The 15,722-nt window shown below is 66.9% G+C and carries 16 protein-coding genes, 1 tRNA gene and 1 pseudogene; 7 read left to right on the forward strand and 11 right to left on the reverse strand.

The features are described 5' to 3' along the window. Positions 1–11: 11 nt before the first annotated feature. A complete protein-coding gene (locus HNR00_RS26135) occupies positions 12–227 on the reverse strand; it encodes a hypothetical protein (protein WP_446685654.1) in 216 nt (71 codons plus the stop codon). A gap of 635 nt (positions 228–862) precedes the next feature. On the opposite strand from HNR00_RS26135, the pseudogene ccrA reads away from it, so the two are divergent. Both ccrA and HNR00_RS00400 read left to right on the forward strand, forming a co-directional pair. Next, positions 863–2,161 (forward strand): annotated as a pseudogene (ccrA, locus tag HNR00_RS00395) (crotonyl-CoA carboxylase/reductase). A 35-nt stretch (positions 2,162–2,196) separates the two neighbouring features. Continuing rightward, positions 2,197–3,363 carry a DUF5677 domain-containing protein gene (locus tag HNR00_RS00400; protein ID WP_183563109.1) on the forward strand — a complete coding sequence of 389 codons (1,167 nt, stop codon included), beginning with the start codon at positions 2,197–2,199 and terminating at the stop codon, positions 3,361–3,363. A gap of 201 nt (positions 3,364–3,564) precedes the next feature. Here the strand turns inward: HNR00_RS00400 and HNR00_RS00405 are convergent, their stop codons facing one another. After that, on the reverse strand, positions 3,565–3,741 hold the full coding sequence (locus HNR00_RS00405) for a hypothetical protein (protein WP_183563112.1): 177 nt from the start codon (positions 3,739–3,741) through the stop codon (positions 3,565–3,567). A 180-nt stretch (positions 3,742–3,921) separates the two neighbouring features. Here HNR00_RS00405 and leuD point away from each other — a divergent pair, with 180 nt between their 5' ends. Further along, complete coding sequence (gene leuD, locus HNR00_RS00410; RefSeq protein WP_183563115.1) at positions 3,922–4,524, forward strand: 3-isopropylmalate dehydratase small subunit; 603 nt, start codon at positions 3,922–3,924, stop codon at positions 4,522–4,524. Between the two features lie 203 nt (positions 4,525–4,727). Here leuD and HNR00_RS00415 read toward each other — a convergent pair whose 3' ends face one another. From HNR00_RS00415 to HNR00_RS00425, 3 genes are all read right to left on the reverse strand, one after another. Then, positions 4,728–5,039: a hypothetical protein gene (locus HNR00_RS00415; protein WP_183563117.1), complete on the reverse strand. Its 312-nt coding sequence runs from the start codon at positions 5,037–5,039 to the stop codon at positions 4,728–4,730. 86 nt (positions 5,040–5,125) lie between these two features. Next, complete coding sequence (locus HNR00_RS00420) at positions 5,126–5,629, reverse strand: VOC family protein (RefSeq protein WP_183563120.1); 504 nt, start codon at positions 5,627–5,629, stop codon at positions 5,126–5,128. A 70-nt stretch (positions 5,630–5,699) separates the two neighbouring features. Further along, on the reverse strand, positions 5,700–6,005 hold the full coding sequence (locus tag HNR00_RS00425) for a hypothetical protein (RefSeq protein WP_183563123.1): 306 nt from the start codon (positions 6,003–6,005) through the stop codon (positions 5,700–5,702). A gap of 269 nt (positions 6,006–6,274) precedes the next feature. Here HNR00_RS00425 and HNR00_RS00430 point away from each other — a divergent pair, with 269 nt between their 5' ends. Then, a complete protein-coding gene (locus HNR00_RS00430) occupies positions 6,275–7,747 on the forward strand; it encodes a hypothetical protein (RefSeq protein ID WP_183563126.1) in 1,473 nt (490 codons plus the stop codon). A gap of 145 nt (positions 7,748–7,892) precedes the next feature. Here HNR00_RS00430 and HNR00_RS00435 read toward each other — a convergent pair whose 3' ends face one another. The 4 genes from HNR00_RS00435 to HNR00_RS00450 form a co-directional block, all read right to left on the reverse strand. Continuing rightward, positions 7,893–8,363, reverse strand: coding sequence for a hypothetical protein (locus HNR00_RS00435; RefSeq protein WP_183563129.1), 471 nt, complete (start codon positions 8,361–8,363; stop codon positions 7,893–7,895). Between the two features lie 246 nt (positions 8,364–8,609). After that, a tRNA-Gly gene (locus HNR00_RS00440) sits at positions 8,610–8,684 on the reverse strand. A 105-nt stretch (positions 8,685–8,789) separates the two neighbouring features. Then, on the reverse strand, positions 8,790–9,263 hold the full coding sequence (locus HNR00_RS00445) for an NUDIX domain-containing protein (RefSeq protein WP_183563132.1): 474 nt from the start codon (positions 9,261–9,263) through the stop codon (positions 8,790–8,792). Positions 9,264–9,290: 27 nt separating this feature from the next. Then, positions 9,291–9,986, reverse strand: coding sequence for a fumarylacetoacetate hydrolase family protein (locus tag HNR00_RS00450; protein WP_183564206.1), 696 nt, complete (start codon positions 9,984–9,986; stop codon positions 9,291–9,293). Between the two features lie 171 nt (positions 9,987–10,157). On the opposite strand from HNR00_RS00450, the gene HNR00_RS00455 reads away from it, so the two are divergent. The 3 genes from HNR00_RS00455 to HNR00_RS00465 all read left to right on the forward strand — a co-directional run bounded on the left by HNR00_RS00455 (position 10,158) and on the right by HNR00_RS00465 (position 13,583). Further along, on the forward strand, positions 10,158–11,606 hold the full coding sequence (locus HNR00_RS00455; protein WP_183563135.1) for an FAD-binding oxidoreductase: 1,449 nt from the start codon (positions 10,158–10,160) through the stop codon (positions 11,604–11,606). A 376-nt stretch (positions 11,607–11,982) separates the two neighbouring features. Next, complete coding sequence (locus HNR00_RS00460) at positions 11,983–12,276, forward strand: DUF2218 domain-containing protein (RefSeq protein ID WP_183563138.1); 294 nt, start codon at positions 11,983–11,985, stop codon at positions 12,274–12,276. Positions 12,277–12,332: 56 nt separating this feature from the next. Next, positions 12,333–13,583: an aminopeptidase gene (locus tag HNR00_RS00465; protein ID WP_183563141.1), complete on the forward strand. Its 1,251-nt coding sequence runs from the start codon at positions 12,333–12,335 to the stop codon at positions 13,581–13,583. Between the two features lie 69 nt (positions 13,584–13,652). On the opposite strand, the gene HNR00_RS00470 is transcribed toward HNR00_RS00465, so the two are convergent. Then, the gene (locus tag HNR00_RS00470) at positions 13,653–14,375 is read right to left on the reverse strand and encodes a DUF1223 domain-containing protein (RefSeq protein WP_183563144.1); all 723 of its coding nucleotides are present in this window, start codon (positions 14,373–14,375) and stop codon (positions 13,653–13,655) included. After that, on the reverse strand, positions 14,375–15,391 hold the full coding sequence (locus HNR00_RS00475; protein ID WP_183563147.1) for a lipid A biosynthesis lauroyl acyltransferase: 1,017 nt from the start codon (positions 15,389–15,391) through the stop codon (positions 14,375–14,377). Before HNR00_RS00475 ends, HNR00_RS00470 begins: the two co-directional genes overlap by 1 nt. Between the last annotated feature and the right edge of the window lie 331 nt (positions 15,392–15,722).

Genomic DNA, 15,722 nt, shown 5'->3' on the forward strand with positions numbered 1-15,722 from the left:
ACCGTCCGGGATCAGCGGGCGCCGCCGCAGACGCGCATCCGGCCCGGCCCGCCGTTGCTCTGATGGCTCTTGGCGTGGCCGATCGAGCCGGTCATGTCCTGGGTCGGGTTGCCGCCGGGACGCTTCACGACGATGTCGCAGCGCTGGCCGCCACCCCAACCGGGGAACGGCATCGTCGGCATGCCGCCGACGACCGGGGCGGGCACGATGCGGCCCGGTGCGGGCAGCGAGCCGACCCGATCGACATCGGGTGCGATGCTCGACCAGTGCGAGGCGGGTTTGCCGATCTTGGCCTTCTTCGGCGCGGTCCTGGCCGGGCGGCGGTCCTGGCCGGCGACCGGTCGCGCATCGGCCGGCAGGGCCGTGCTGGCGACGAAGACGAGGGAGAGCGAGGCAAGGGCGAACAGGCGCGGCAAGGTTCTGCTCCAAAAGATGTCGGACACTGATGAAACGAACGGCGCCTGCATCTTCATTGAGCGATTTTTTCGACGATGTGTGTTTCGTCACAAATATAAAAAGCCGATTTAATCCTGAAATATGGAATTTATCTCGATGGATTATTTGCGCAGTGCGCTCTCATGACTTCGGCCGTTGGGCCTGCAACGACCGCGACCGGGGGGCGTACGACACGGGCCTCACTGCGATCCGTTCGACTTTCGCGGACCGCTCAGATGGCGTCGAAAAGATTATTTTGCATTCACAGGGGTCGGCATAGATTGCTGCCTATTTTTTATGCGGAGTGGAGGAATCCTCGCCTTTTAGGCCACTTGGAAGGCCTGGAACATCATGCATATAGCTTCAGCCAAGTTCGCTGCGGCGCCTTCGCCCGCGGACCAGCGATGATAATGATAGGGAGTGCATGATGGCTGACAGCGCAGCGCCGGCCTGGACCGGGCAGACGGCGGAAGCCAAGGACCTTTACGAACTCGGTGAGATCCCGCCGCTCGGCCACGTGCCGGCCAAGATGTACGCCTGGGCGATCCGCCGCGAGCGCCATGGCCCGCCGGAGCAGTCGCACCAGCTCGAAGTGCTGCCGGTGTGGGACATCGGCGACGACGAGGTGCTGGTCTACGTCATGGCCGCGGGCGTCAACTACAACGGCGTCTGGGCGGGCCTGGGCGAGCCGATCTCGCCGTTCGACGTGCACAAGGGCGAGTACCACATCGCCGGCTCCGACGCCTCCGGCATCGTCTGGAAGGTCGGCGCCAAGGTGAAGCGCTGGAAGGTCGGCGACGAGGTCATCGTCCACTGCAACCGCGACGACGGCGACGACGAGGAGTGCAACGGCGGCGACCCGATGTTCTCGCCCTCGCAGCGCATCTGGGGCTACGAGACGGGCGACGGCTCGTTCGCGCAGTTCTGCCGGGTGCAGTCGCGCCAGCTGATGAAGCGCCCGCAGCACCTCACCTGGGAAGAGGCGGCCTGCTACACGCTCACCCTCGCCACCGCCTACCGCATGCTGTTCGGCCACGCCCCGCACACCGTGCGTCCGGGCCAGAACGTGCTGGTTTGGGGCGCCTCGGGCGGCCTGGGCGTGTTCGCGGTGCAGCTCTGCGCGGCAAGCGGCGCCAACGCCATCGCGGTGATCTCGGACGACACCAAGCGCGACTACGTGATGAGCCTCGGCGCCAAGGGCGTCATCAACCGCAAGGACTTCGAGTGCTGGGGCTAGCTCCCGAAGGTCAACTCGCCAGAATACAACACCTGGCTCAAGGAAGCCCGGAAGTTCGGGAAGGCGATCTGGGACATCACCGGCAAGGGCAACGACGTCGACATCGTGTTCGAGCATCCGGGCGAGTCGACCTTCCCGGTCTCGACGCTCGTGGCCAAGCGCGGTGGCATGATCGTGTTCTGCGCCGGCACCACCGGCTTCAACATCACCTTCGACGCCCGCTACGTCTGGATGCGCCAGAAGCGCATCCAGGGCTCGCACTTCGCCCACCTCAAGCAGGCCTCGGCCGCGAACCAGTTCGTGATCGACCGCCGCATCGACCCCTGCATGAGCGAGGTGCTGCCCTGGGACAAGATCCCGGCCGCCCACACCAAGATGTGGAAGAACCAGCACCCGCCGGGCAACATGGCGGTGCTCGTCAATTCCACCCGCGCGGGCCTGCGCACCGTCGAGGACGTGATCGAGGCGGGGCCGCTCAAGGCGATGTAAAACGAGCTGAAACTTCAGCGAGCTTCGAGTAGAAAATGAGCGCAGGTCGGGCAGCTTTATCAAGAGATCATGCTCGACCTGTGCGTACCTCTGGCGCTATCGATGTCAGTAATTCCATTAATTTGGAGGACTGGATTGTTTGGCCGAAAGACCATTTTCAAAAAATTTTCGAGGAAGCATTAGACTCCAAGACTGATGGAGAGCTGGAGCTGCCGGATGAAGAGCCGCCAGACGAAAAAGAATTAAATGGTATTATTAGGTCTGAAATCGACAAATTTTCGACCGCCGTCTCCCTGCAGATAATTAAAAAGGCTCCTTTTGATCGAATTTCTTATCTTATCGAGTATGAGCAAACTGAGGCGTTACAGCAAATTCTGCTGCGCAAAGTATGGGGGCTGACCTTCGAACAAGCTAAATATCAATGGTTTATTGCTCGTGATACATATTCTTATGTATATAAAAATCACACAAGCAGATTTAAAAAGAGTAAGCGAGAAGCTATCGGCTCTATCATTACAAGGTCGTTGTTGGTCTATAGAGAAATTCTTGCTCTTTGTGAGGCGGGATTTCCAGACGGAGCCGTAGCTCGGTGGCGGACATTATACGAGCTTTATATTGTTTTTCTCTCGATCCGGAAGATGGGTGGTAAGGCGTACGAGCTTTTTTTAGTTTCAGAGCAGATGCAGAAATTTCGATACCAGGAATCGCTTGAGCGCCAGATAGGTAATAGCTCAAAGAAATTTGAGGCCCTAAGGAAGGAAATCGAAAGTCTCCGGCGCACGTATGGAATCGCCATCACAGAAGATTATGGTTGGGCAACGATTTGCTTAAACAAAAAACGCGTAAATCTGCGGGATTTAGAAATATTTGTTGGACATGAGCTCCAAAGGGCAGAAGTCAAATTCGTTTCGAAATTTATCCACGCTGGGCACCTGAGTCCTGACCAATTTTTAGCATTCCCGGATTGGGCCGGGTCGCTTAGCCCTATCGTTGGGCCAAGTCCTTATGGAATACAGTATCCCATTAACGAAGCGGCTCGAACCCTAACGTTGCTGGCCCTCGAAATCGCCGGTATAAAATATACCATGGATACAATAATATTATCCAAGGCAAACGTTGCAAATTACAATAAGATAGAAAATTCTATCAGAATTTCCCTGAGGTTGTTAAAGCTCCATACCCAAGAGGTTAACAAGCGTTGAGCGTTTGATTGCTTGGAATGGTATCTAATAATCAAAACAGCAGTGATATATCTGTTGATAAGACATCATAAAAGATGCGTCCCTTTTTTTAGGGGCTCGCACTGTGGGTCCTGGTCTTCGCCCAATTCTTCGGTCTCGTGCCGCTTGGCTGCACGACGAATTCGACCGACCGCCCGTAACGATTAACCGTGTGGAGCGGCGTCAGCGCCGCTTCGGCTCGTCCTGGCGCAGGTGGCGCTCGTAGCCCTCCTGCTTCGCCTCGCGCTCCTTGATCAGGTCGGCATAGGCCTGCCGCATCTCCGGCGACACCGCCACGCTCTTGCCCTTGGACGGCTTGCGCTTGGGCGCCTTCTTGAAGGTGTCGGACGTGTCGGCCATCGGTCGCAGCAACCCCTCGCGTGCCGGCGGCGGCGTGGAGCGAGGCTCGAGGCCGGGGCGGCGCGCATCCGCGACGCCTTCCGGCACGGCGGCCCCGCTGCTAGAACGCGCCGGACATCGGAACGAGCCCAGCATACCCGTTCCGCGCGACGGTATCGAGACGAGCGACCGAGACGAGCGATGGAAAAGTTCACGACCCTCGAGGGCGTCGCCGCGCCCATGCGGATCATCAACGTCGACACCGACCGGATCATTCCGAAGCAGTATCTCAAGACGATCAAGCGCACCGGCCTCGGCACGGGTTTGTTCTCGGAGATGCGCTACAACGACGACGGCTCGGAGAAGCCGGATTTCGTCCTCAACCAGCCGGCCTACCGCCACGCCAGGATCCTCGTCGTCGGCGACAATTTCGGCTGCGGCTCGTCGCGGGAGCACGCGCCGTGGGCGCTGGCTGATTTCGGCATCCGCTGCCTCATCTCGACGAGCTTCGCCGACATCTTCTTCAACAACTGCGCCAAGAACGGTATCCTGGCGATCATCGTCTCGCCCGAGGATCTGGAGAAGCTCTTTCAGGATGCCGAGCGCGGCGCCAACGCGACGCTGACGATCGATCTCGCTGCCCAGACCATCAAGGGCCCGGACGGCGGCACGCTGCATTTCGACATCGACGAGGGCCGCAAGCACAACCTGCTCAACGGCCTCGACGAGATCGGCCTGACGCTGGAGCGGGCCCCGGCCATCGCGGATTTCGAGGCGAAGCTCGCGCAGCGGGAATGGGCCTGACCGCCCTCCCCTGTCAGGAAGTCGCGGCTCCGCGGTTGCTTCGCGGGGTGAGCCGACATCCCTCTGTCGTCATTCCGGGGCGCCGTAGGCGAACCCGGAATCCACGACTGGCCGCGTCGCTTTGCCGATGCCGCGCATCACGGGTGGATTCCGGGTTCCGCTGCGCGGCCCCGGAATGACGGCGGAGGATGGAAAAGTTCGGCTCAGTGCCGCTCGTTCGGCTTGCTGCGGAACGGGCGCAGCATCCAGGCGAGGCGCCCGATCTCGTCGTCGCGACGGGCCCGCTTCGGGTCGGCGCGTTCCGTGTTGATCTCGTGCATCACCTGGCCCAGCAGCGGCGGCAGCGCCTGCCCGTAGGCGTCGAGCAGCTCGGCGGCCTCGACGAGGGCGCGCAGCTGCAGGTCGGGGATCGGACGGTGCTCGATCTGCGCGTCGAGCGCTTGGTCGGCCAGCAGGGTCGCGAGGCGCGAGACCTCCGACAGCCGTGCCGGCGAGGAATGGATGCCGCTGCTCATGGATAACGCTCCCTTCGGGTCCGAGCCGATGCAGGCTAGACCGCTAAGGTGAGCCAATCGTTAGGGCGCGGTTTTGCGCATTGTCCTCATCCGGCCGCGGCGCGCTCCAGGGCGGCGACGTCGATCTTCACCATGCCCTGCATGGCGGTGAAGACGCGGGCGGCAACGGCCGGATCGGGATCGGCGAGGAGGCGCGGCAGACTCTCGGGAAAGACCTGCCAGGGCACGCCCCAGCGGTCGCGCAGCCAGCCGCAGGCGATCTCGGCGCCGCCCTCCGTCAGTGCCGCCCAGAGGCGATCGACCTCGGCCTGATCGGCGCAAGGGACCGAGATCGAGGCGGCGGTGCCGTATTCGGCCCGCGTGCCGCCGTTGAGCGCCTGGAAGCTCTGGCCGCCCAGCGTGAACGCGATCAGGATCACGTCGCCTGCCGCGCCCGCCGGCCACGGGCCCGGGGCGCGCTGGACGTGATCGATGCGCGAGTCGGGCACGAGCGCGACGTAGCGGGTCACCGCCTCTTCCGCGTCCCGCTCGAACCAGAGGCAAGTACTGACCTTGAGCGTGCTGACCTTGAGCGTGCTGATGTCGGGCATGGGCGTCCTCGCTGCACGGCGACTCGGTCGAGGATAGCCGGATCGCGCGCCGCGCTGAACCCGCCGCCGCTCAGCGGGCGGGGCCGGAGCGCCTGGGGCCGCCGGAGCCGAGCACGCTCCGGAGCACGCTTCGGGTCGAGGGGCTCAAGCCCTGATCGCCGCGCAGGCGCCGCGGGTCGGCCCGGTCCAGCCGCTCGATCTCGACGGCGCATCTCCGGACGGCGTCTCCGGCCCCGGCGCGCTGCGCCCGCGCGCCTTCAAGCTCGAACCGCAGGCACGTGGCCAGATCGGCCTTGAGATCGTCGAAGGCCGCGGCCCTGGCCTCCGGGCCGAGGGCGAGAAGCAGCAGGACGAGCGCGGCGGCGCGGGCGGGCATGGAACGGCTCCGGTGGAGGGCGACTGAAGCCGACAACGCGGCAGCCGGCGGATCGTGGCGTGCTCTTCGACGGCGGGCCGAACACCCTTGTCGAATGCCGGCATCACGGGAAAAGTGTCCGGCAGGTCCGACCGGCCGGCTCGCCCAGGCTCCGGCGGCGCGAACCGCAGGTGATGGACCACCGCAGGAACTTTCTTTAAGGTGTAATTTTATTGAAATTCAACTTCAGATAGGATAACTCGATGCTCCCGTATCGATGGGGGCACATCATGAAGATCCGTGTTCTTTCATTCCTGGCGTTTGCCGCCGCGCTGCCGGCGGCACCGGCCACGGCGTTCCAGATGGGCGACGCGACGCAGACGCTCTGCGCCGACGGGACGAACGCCCTGTGCAGCACGCAGCCGACCGACATGAACGGGCACCCGCCGTCGATCGGCTACGATCCCAACACGTCCGAGGGAGGTCCGCAGAGCTTCAACCAGACTTTCGTCGATTACTTCGGCTGGCAGGCTTTCGTGGCCCTCAACTGGCCCGTCGATGCCGATGGGAGGCCCTCGACCGGTCGGACGATCGTGACGGACACCACGTCGCCGCGTGTCTGGACGACGTTCAAGACCAAGGACGACGTCTTCGGGACCGAGAAGAGCGCGCTGAGCGGCACCGATTGCGCGACGAAGAAGGGCAGTCTCAAGCTGTTCCGAACCTCGAAGTTCGGCTTGTCCGATTTCACCGAAGCCTTCACGCCGTATCCGCTCATCGACCGCCAGGGCAATTTCGTGCTCTACGATGTCAGGCTGAACGACACGGAGGTGAAGTACCTTCTGTCGAACAACCTGACCACGAAGGCCGGTCAGCAGGCCTTCGGCAAGGCCTACGATTTTCCCGGAGGAAGCGGCACGCAGGTCGGCTCGATCGAGATCAAGTCGTCATGGCGGATCATGACCGACAAGGACGACAGGTCGCGCTACTACACCTCGCCCGCCACGATCGTCGTGCCGGCCAAGTACAGCGAGACCGACCAGCCGATGTGCATCGAGGCGGTCGTCGGACTGGTCGGCATGCACATCATGCAGAAGTTCAGCAATCCGAGCCTGTTCTCGAACTTCTGGTCTTGGTCGACGTTCGAACATGCGCTGAACGCGCCACTGGCCGACGGCGCGCCCGTGTCTCCGGTCAATCCGCGTTCGACGGTGACGTCGCTGGCGCCGCCCGCCTGCAACCGCTCCCCCGATCCGGGCGATACCACGTCCTACTCCTTCTACAACCAAGCCTGCCAGTCCGGCACCCAGAACTGCCCGGTCAACCAGCCGCCGAAGCTGCAAGGCTCGCAGACGGTCTACAAATGGTCGGCCTCGCAGCCCTACGCGAGCGCTTACCTGACGGCGGGGGCGAACGGGAAGTACGGCACCCAGGTCGCCCGCTGCTTCGCCCTCTATCCGAGCGCCCTGATGGTGTCGAAGACCTTCCAGGCACAGTTGGCGAACTCGCCCTGGTCCAACTACATGCTGGTGGGGGCGCAGTGGGCGGCGAACACGACCACCGAAACCGGACCCTTCCAGAAGTTGAGCCCCTTCGCGGCGCCGCTCTACTTGGCGAACACCACTTCGGAAACCTACCTGCAGACCGGCTCGCTGACCGATCCGAACAAGGGGTCGGGGTCGTGCATCACCTGCCACAATCTCGGCACGGACACGGCGAACAACCCATCGAACTTCAGCTTCCTGCCGGGCGACGCGCAATAGGAACGGCTGTCGGAGCACGCTCAGACCCGACCGAGCGGCCCGGCATTCGAGCCTCGTTCTGAATATCGGATCCGGGACGAGGCTCTCTGTCCTTGTGCCGGATCGTCTTTTTCGAAAGCCGGAAACCAGCTTTCTTGGCGATGCTCTACCGGCTCCAGCGCCCGAGGCGCCGGGTCTTCCAGCGCTCGCCGCGGGGAAGCTCCGCGACCGGCAGGTCTTTGCGCTTGCGCGGGCCGGTGGGGGACGGGGCTGCGGGTTCCGGCGAGACGGCGGTCTCGGGCTCCGCGACCACCTCGACCTTCGCGAGGATCGGCGCCTCGACGGGCAGCGCGAAGGGAAGCGGGTTCTTGCGCGGACGTCCGCGCGGGCGCCGCGGGGCTGCGTCCTCGGCGACGGGGGGCGGGACGGCCTCGATGTCCGGCACCTCCGGCACGATCAAGTTCGGCAGGACGCGGCGCTTCTCGGCGGCCGGCTCGCGGGCGGAGGCGGGGGGCGAGAAGATCGAGTGCGTGGCGGGCGCCGGAGGCGCGGCGACGCGGGTCGGGATGATCGCCGCGGAACGGCGGCCGACCGATTTGACTTCGACGGTGAAGGACCGTCGAGAAACATTGCGCATGTGGCAGGACTTCCGGGCCGGAGCGTTCCGGCCGACACGATGATTATGAAGATGCGATCTTAACGAAAGAACACCGGGCTCAGTTCGGTCGCGAACAGTCGATTCGCGGGATCGCTCGGGTCTCGATGGCGTAGACTGCGAAACGACGAATAGGCAAGGGCTAATCCGGTCGTTCCGGTCATCGTCGGCACGATTGCGGCGGCCGTCGATCGGCGGCCATCCTCGTGAAGATCCGGTTGGGAAAACTGGAGCGGGCGAAGGGATTCGAACCCTCGACCCCAACCTTGGCAAGGTTGTGCTCTACCCCTGAGCTACACCCGCTCTCTGTTCCGTCCGGTGGCGCCGTGGCGCTCGCCGTCGGTGGCGTGTCTAAACACCATTCCGGCGGACGGCGCAAGTGCGAACTTCGCCTTTCGTTGCCCGGGCTCACCATGCCTCCGACGGGACGCCTCCGGTGCGGATCTCGTCGAGGCGCGCGCGGGTGGCGCGGGTGGTCTCGGGCGGCAGCGCGTCGAGGGGGAAGAAGGCGCATTCCGCGATCTCGCGGTCGGGACGCTTCGGGCCGGTCACGGCGAAGGCCGGGGCCACGTAGACCGCGATGTGGTCGCGCCGGGGCGCCCGCGCGTTGAGGAAGAAGCCGTGCAGCCGCAGCGGCACGGCGGGATCGACGGTGATCTCCGCCTCCTCGCGGAACTCCCGGCGCATCGCCTCGGGGGCGCTCTCGCCGGGGTCGATCGCGCCGCCGGGCAGGTGCCAGCCGCCGACATAGGTGTGGCGCACGAGGCAGACTCGGCCCTCCCCGTCGATCGCCGCGCCCCGCACCCCCAGCGTCATGCCGCGGGTGAGGAGGCCGGCGCGCATGAAGAGGCCGTAGAGCCAGGGGCGGTCGAGACTGATCATGGCCCGTGTCTATCCGGCGCGCCGCCCTCAGGCGACCATCAGCGCGAGACTGCCGACGCCCTCGATCCGCGCGTGAAGCGTCTGGCCGCGCCGGACCGGCCCGACGCCCGACGGCGTGCCGGTGAAGATCAGGTCGCCCGGATGCAGCTCGAAATAGGTCGAGAGCAGAGCCACCTGCTCCGGCACCGACCAGATCATCTCGGACAGGTCGCCGCGCTGGCGCTCGGCTCCATCGCAATCGAGCGTGATCGCGCCCGCCCTGGGGTGGCCGATATCGCCCGCCGGGTAGAGCGGGCCGACCGGCGCTGAGAAATCGGCGGCCTTGCCCATCTCCCAGGGGCGTGACAGGCGCTTGGCTTCGTCCTGGAGGTCGCGCCGGGTCATGTCGAGGCCGACCGCGTAGCCGTAGACATGGGTGCCCGCATTCTCGACCGGGATGTCGCGCCCGCCCCTGCCGAGCGCGGCCACCAGCTCCACCTCGAAATGATAGTTGTTGGTGCGCGGCGGATAGGGGTGCTCGGCGGTCTCGCCCTCGGGGATCACCTGCAGCGTGTCGGCGGGCTTGAGGAAGAAGAACGGCGGGTCGCGCTCGTCGGCGCCCATCTCGCGGGCATGCGCCCGGTAATTGCGGCCGACGCAATAGACCCGGCGGACCGGAAACAGGTCGGCGCTGCCGTGGATCGGCAGGGCGGGGCGCGGCGGATTCGGGATCACGGACAGCATGGCGTCGGGCGGCCTCGGGTCGATGGCGTCGGGGAGAGTGTAGCGCAGGTCGCGCGGCCTCGCGCTGCGGATCGACAACGGCGAACCGGCGCCCCGCGTGCCGCTCAACCGTGCAAAACCGGGCGGGCCGGCTTATGATCCGCGCCCGTTCCGGAGCCCCCTGCCCCGCCGATGTCCGACACCTCCGCCGCACGCCTGCTCGCCACCCTCACGGAGCGGCTCGGCGCGCGCCATGTGCGCACCGACGCGGAGGCGCTGGAACCCCACCTCGTCGAATCGCGCGGGCTCTATCGCGGCCACGCGCTGGCCCTGGTCGAGCCGGGCAACACCGAGGAGGTGGCGTTCACGGTCGCGGCCTGTGCCGAGGCGCGGGTGCCGGTCACCGCGCAGGGCGGCAACACCGGCCTCGTCGGCGGCGGCGTGCCGTTCGGCGGGATCGTGCTCTCCTTGAATCGCCTGAACCGCCTGCGCGCGGTCGATCCGCTCGGCGCCAGCATGACGGTGGAGGCCGGCATGGTGCTGGCCGACGTTCAGGCCGCGGCGGCCGAAGCCGGCATGCTGTTCCCGCTGTCCTGGGCGGCGGAGGGCTCGGCCCGGATCGGCGGCGGCATCGCCACCAATGCCGGCGGGCTCGCGGTGCTAGCCTACGGCAACGCCCGAGACCTCGTGCTCGGTCTCGAAGTGGTGCTGGCCGACGGGCGCGTCTGGAACGGGCTGAAGGCGCTCCGCAAGAACAACGCCGGCTACGACCTCAAGCACGCCTTCATCGGCTCGGAAGGGACGCTGGGCATCATCACCGCCGCGACCCTGAAGCTGTTTCCCCGCGTGCTGTCGCGCAGCGTCGGCTTCGTCGGGCTGCCGTCAGTGCGCGCCGCGCTCGCCCTGTTCGAGCGGCTGCGGGCCGGGGCCGACCGGGGCTTGACCGCCTTCGAGTACATCCCCCGCTTCGGCCTGGAGATGGTGCTGCGCCACGGCATCGACGTGCGGGCTCCCCTCGAAGGCCGGCACGCGGCCTACGCGCTCGTCGAACTCTCCTCGCCGCGACCCGGCGCCGACACTCGCTCCGAGCTGGAGGAACTGCTCGGTGAAGCGATGGAGGCGGGCCTCGTCGAGGACGCCACCATCGGCGGGAGCGCGGCCCAGGACGCCGCCCTGTGGCGCCTGCGCGAGTTGCTGCCGGAGGTGCAGAAGGCGGAGGGCGGCTCGATCAAGCACGACGTGTCGCTGCCGCTCTCCCGCCTCGCCGACTTTCTGGAAGAGGCGGAGGCCGCGTGTCTGGCCGCGATGCCGTCCTTACGCCCCTGCCCGTTCGGGCATTTCGGCGACGGCAACATCCACTTCAACCTCACCCAGCCCGTCGGCATGGACAAGGCGGCCTTCCTCGCCGAGTGGGCCCGCTTCAACGACATCGTCCATGCAATCGTCGCGCGGATGGACGGCTCGATCGCCGCCGAGCACGGCGTCGGCCTGATCAAGCGCGACGAACTCGCCCGTACCGCCGATCCCGTCGGCCTCGACCTGATGCGCCGCCTCAAGGCCGCGCTGGACCCGCACGACCTGCTCAATCCCGGCAAGGTCGTGGCGCTGTCCGACGATCCGCCCCCCGCCCTGCCGGTGTGAGGCACAGGGCTGCGATCCGGGAACGACCCGCCCGCGCGTCCGCGTTCTTCCGATGACGATCGCGTGACGCCGCGCACGCCGAGCCGCCTCGGACCTTCACCGGTCATTGTGCATCGCACAAGAAATCGGCATGATCTTCCCCGAACCCGTGGGGAATCAGCCTTGCGCACAACCGGAAACGCGGTCCGGATGATGGAAGCGTTAACCATTGCGGCCCGACAATCGCCTGAAACGGCGAGGCTTGGCGGGTTTTCCCGCCTCGGTTTCGTCGCAAGGCCCGCTTACCCCGATCCCCATGCTGCGCTGCGGCGCATCGGAGAGCCCGGCGCCCCGCGCCGGCGATCCGTTTGACAAGACCATTCCGAAAGGAGACGACATGCCCACCTCTCAGGCCCGTGTCCCCACCGCGGAAGCGAGCCGTTACCTGAAGCAGCTCTGCCGCCACTGGAGCCACAAGTTTCCGGTCGAGGCGAGCGAGGAGCACGGCCGCGTGCCCTTCGGCGAGGACCGCATCTGCACCTTCGAGGCGAGCCCCGACGCCCTGCTGATGCGCGTCGCCACCCCCGATCCCGCCGCCCTGACCCGGCTGGAGAATGTGGTCTCGGACCACCTCCTGCGCTTTGCCTTCCGGGAGAATCTGGGCGAGATCACGTGGTCGCGCGCGGCCTGATCCGACCCTGACCGGCCGGCGCGCATCGGGACGACCCGCCAGGAGAAGGCTCCACGATGACCGCCATCCCCACCCCGCCGGCCTTCGCCGAGCGCCTCGACCGGCTCGCCGAGGTCGCGGTCCGGGTCGGCCTCGGGTTGAAGCCCGGCCAGGAACTGGTGATGACGGCGCCCCTCGAGGCGGTGCCGCTCGCCCGCGCCATCACCGAGCACGCCTACCGGGCCGGCGCCTCGCTGGTCACCACCTTCTACGCGGACGACGCCGCGACGCTCGCGCGCTTCGTGCACGCCCCCGACGAGGCCTTCGATCACGCCGCGGGCTGGCTCTATGCGGGCATGGCCGACGCCTACCGCAACGGCGCCGCGCGTCTCGCCATCTCCGGCGACGACCCCTCGCTGCTCTCCGGCCAGGACCCCGCCAAGGTCGCCCGCGCCAACCGGGCGCGCTCCCGCGCCTACGTGCCGGCTTTGGAGTTGATCGCGGGCTTTTCCACCAACTGGACCATCGTCTCGGCGGCCACAAAGCCGTGGGCCCGCACCGTCTTCCCCGAACTCCCCGAAGATGAGGCTTTGGCCCGCCTGTGGGACGCGGTGTTCGCCGCCTCGCGCATCGACGGGCCGGACCCGGTCGCGGCCTGGGAAGCGCATAACGGCGATCTGCGCGCCCGCACCGAGCGGCTCAACGCCGCCCGCTTCGCCGCTCTGCGCTTCACGGGCCCCGGCACCGACCTGACGGTGGGACTCGCCGACGACCACGAATGGTGCGGCGGCGCGACGACCGCCAAGAACGGCGTGGTCTGCAACGCCAACATCCCGACGGAAGAGGTCTTCACCACCCCGCACAAGGACCGGGTGGAGGGCACCGTCACCAGCACCAAGCCGCTCTCCTACCAGGGCACCCTGATCGACGGCATCCGCGTGCGCTTCGCGGAAGGCCGCATCGTCGAGGCCACCGCCCGCACCGGCGCCGACGTGCTCGCCAAGGTGCTGGAGACCGACGAGGGCGCTGCCCGTCTCGGCGAGGTCGCCCTGGTGCCGGCCTCCTCGGCGATCTCGGCCTCGGGGCTCCTGTTCTACAACACCCTCTACGACGAGAATGCCGCGAGCCACATCGCGCTGGGCCAAGCCTATTCGAAGTGCTTCCGCAACGGCGGCGAGGGCCTGAGCGAGGCCGACCTCTCCGAGCGCGGCGCCAACCGCAGCCTGATCCACATCGACTGGATGATCGGCTCGGCCGAGATCGACGTCGACGGTGTCACCGGCGAGGGCGAAGCCGTGCCGGTGATGCGCCGGGGCGAGTGGGTGTAAGGGTCGGAGGTTTCGAAAGGACAAGTCCTTTCGCGGGTCCAGGGCAGAGCCCTGGAAGGAACGCAGGGCCTACAATCCCGGCCCCTTGGCCGCCCCCAGAATCCGCCGGTTGGCGCCGCCGGCCTGGAGCAGCACGGCGTAGCCGTCGGCGCCGCCGATGCGGGCGGTGGCGCGGGAGAGTTCGAAGCGGGCCGCCGCCCCCGTCCACGTGCCGACCCGGTGGAAGCCGCGCACGACGTTGGCGTAGACGGCGACCCGGCCCTCGTTGGCGCCCCGCCCGATCACCACCGGGCGGCTGCGGGCGACCGGGACCAGCCAGATCTCCGCCGGGCGGGCCGTGGAATCGGCATCGATGTCGATGACGATGCGCTCGTTGTGCTCGTACACCTTGACCCGTACCGGCAGCGTCCCGGATTCGGCGATGAGGCGGGACAGCCGGCCCCGGTCCGAGCCGGGGATCAGCTCGCGGCCGCTCACCACCGCCTGCGGCGTGGCGAGCTGGTGGAAGCGGTTCTGGACGGCGTAGGCGCGCTGGCGCTCGTCGAAGGCGTGCTCGGCGAGCGTGTCCTTCCAGCCGAGATAGTCCCAGTAGGTCACCGGCACGGTCAGCGCGAGCAGCCCCGGCTCGCGGCTGAACTCGCCGGCCAGCCGGTCGGCGGAGAGGCAGGCGGAGCAGCCCTGGCTCGTGAACATCTCGACCACCGCCCGCACCGGAGGGGCGGGGTCGGCGAAAGCGGGGCGGACGGGGAGCGCGAGGGCCGCCGCCAGCCACACCGCCCAGGTGCTCCGCATCAGCGGCCCCGCGCCCCGTCGAGAGCGGGCTCGGTGGCGGTTTCGACCGGGCCCGGCGTCGCGACCGGGCTCGGCGCCGCGAGGCCCTCGGGCAGCATCGACGGGCGCCAGCGGCGGTGCATCCACAGCCACTGGCCGGGATGCTCGCGCACCCACTCCTCGATGACCGAGGTCATCGCCTGCATCGCACCCTGCACCTCGATCAGCCCGTCCGGGCCGCGGGGCAGGTTCAGGGCAGGCGTCAGTTCGAGCAGGAAGCGCCCGCCGGCTTTCCGCACCACCCGCACCCCGTGAACCGGGCAATCGTGATGGCGGGCGAGCTTGCCGAGCAGCGGGTTGACCAGCACCGGCCGGTCGAAGAAGCGCACCACCACGCCGCGGGTGAAGTGCTGGTCGATGAGCTGGCCGAGATGCCCGCCGCGCTCCACCGCGCCCTGCATGGCGAAGACCGCGCCGGGGCCGGAGGCGGCCAAGCCCCCCATGGTCTTGCGGCGCACTTCCTGCACCAGCTGCGCCGCGGCCGGGTTGTTCGGCGGGCGGAACACGGCGGTGGTCTCGAGCCCGAACTTGTGGGCGCAGATCGCCGGCAATTCCCAGTTGGCGAGATGGGCGGAAAAGATCAGCCCCGGCCGGCCGTCGTCGCGAATCGCATAGAACTGCTCGATGCCGCGCACCTCCATGCGCTGGCTGTCGGTGTTGTCCGGGTCGTAGTCGAAGATCGTGTCGAGATGGGCGTATTCCGCGCCCGTGCGCCCGAGATTGTCCCAGGCCCCGAGCGCGATCGCCCGCAGCCCCGCCTCGTCCGTCTCCGGGTAGGCGGCGCGCAGGTTGGCCATCGCGGTCCGGTGAGAAGGCAGGAGCGGGCCGACCGTGCGGGCGATCCATCCGCCGAGTGCGCTCGCCCGGTCGGTGCCGAGTGCGCGGGCGAGCCAGAACAGGATCCGGATCAGGGGAACGGTCGCGAAGCCCGCCAGCCGTGGCAGGTTGCGCCGGAGGATCAGCGCGAGACGCAGCACGGACGGATCATCGAGGCATGGACATGGAAGGGCGGATACCAGGCGGCATGGTTCATCGATACCAGTAGCATGCGGACCCTGCGAGAAAATGCGGCATTTTCCATACCGTATCCGAAAGGGTTGCGGAGCCTCATCTCGGAACGGAGGTCCGGTTCGTCCCGGATCGTGTGCGGAATCCTCCCGACCGCCGCCGACAGGGTCCTGAAACGTCTGGGCAATTTCGCCTGTCGATCCCGGGGCGGGAGGCCGGTTGCGGCATGCCGCGAACATGCCAGAGCCGCCGGCCCGTTTCCGGATCGGCGGCTCTGGCTCGCGGTATCGTGTCTGAGGC

This window comes from Methylorubrum rhodinum (assembly GCF_014199935.1).
GTDB classification, from domain to species: domain Bacteria; phylum Pseudomonadota; class Alphaproteobacteria; order Rhizobiales; family Beijerinckiaceae; genus Methylobacterium; species Methylobacterium rhodinum.

Bases quoted from the DNA above. Each gene is read 5' to 3' on its own strand.
- HNR00_RS00400 (WP_183563109.1), top strand. From the start codon at position 2,197: ATGAGCGCAGGTCGGGCAGCTTTATCAAGAGATCATGCTCGACCTGTG.
- HNR00_RS00405 (WP_183563112.1), bottom strand. From the start codon at position 3,741: ATGGCCGACACGTCCGACACCTTCAAGAAGGCGCCCAAGCGCAAGCCG.
- leuD (WP_183563115.1), top strand. From the start codon at position 3,922: ATGGAAAAGTTCACGACCCTCGAGGGCGTCGCCGCGCCCATGCGGATC.
- HNR00_RS00415 (WP_183563117.1), bottom strand. From the start codon at position 5,039: ATGAGCAGCGGCATCCATTCCTCGCCGGCACGGCTGTCGGAGGTCTCG.
- HNR00_RS00420 (WP_183563120.1), bottom strand. From the start codon at position 5,629: ATGCCCGACATCAGCACGCTCAAGGTCAGCACGCTCAAGGTCAGTACT.
- HNR00_RS00425 (WP_183563123.1), bottom strand. From the start codon at position 6,005: ATGCCCGCCCGCGCCGCCGCGCTCGTCCTGCTGCTTCTCGCCCTCGGC.
- HNR00_RS00430 (WP_183563126.1), top strand. From the start codon at position 6,275: ATGAAGATCCGTGTTCTTTCATTCCTGGCGTTTGCCGCCGCGCTGCCG.
- HNR00_RS00435 (WP_183563129.1), bottom strand. From the start codon at position 8,363: ATGCGCAATGTTTCTCGACGGTCCTTCACCGTCGAAGTCAAATCGGTC.
- HNR00_RS00445 (WP_183563132.1), bottom strand. From the start codon at position 9,263: ATGATCAGTCTCGACCGCCCCTGGCTCTACGGCCTCTTCATGCGCGCC.
- HNR00_RS00450 (WP_183564206.1), bottom strand. From the start codon at position 9,986: ATGCTGTCCGTGATCCCGAATCCGCCGCGCCCCGCCCTGCCGATCCAC.
- HNR00_RS00455 (WP_183563135.1), top strand. From the start codon at position 10,158: ATGTCCGACACCTCCGCCGCACGCCTGCTCGCCACCCTCACGGAGCGG.
- HNR00_RS00460 (WP_183563138.1), top strand. From the start codon at position 11,983: ATGCCCACCTCTCAGGCCCGTGTCCCCACCGCGGAAGCGAGCCGTTAC.
- HNR00_RS00465 (WP_183563141.1), top strand. From the start codon at position 12,333: ATGACCGCCATCCCCACCCCGCCGGCCTTCGCCGAGCGCCTCGACCGG.
- HNR00_RS00470 (WP_183563144.1), bottom strand. From the start codon at position 14,375: ATGCGGAGCACCTGGGCGGTGTGGCTGGCGGCGGCCCTCGCGCTCCCC.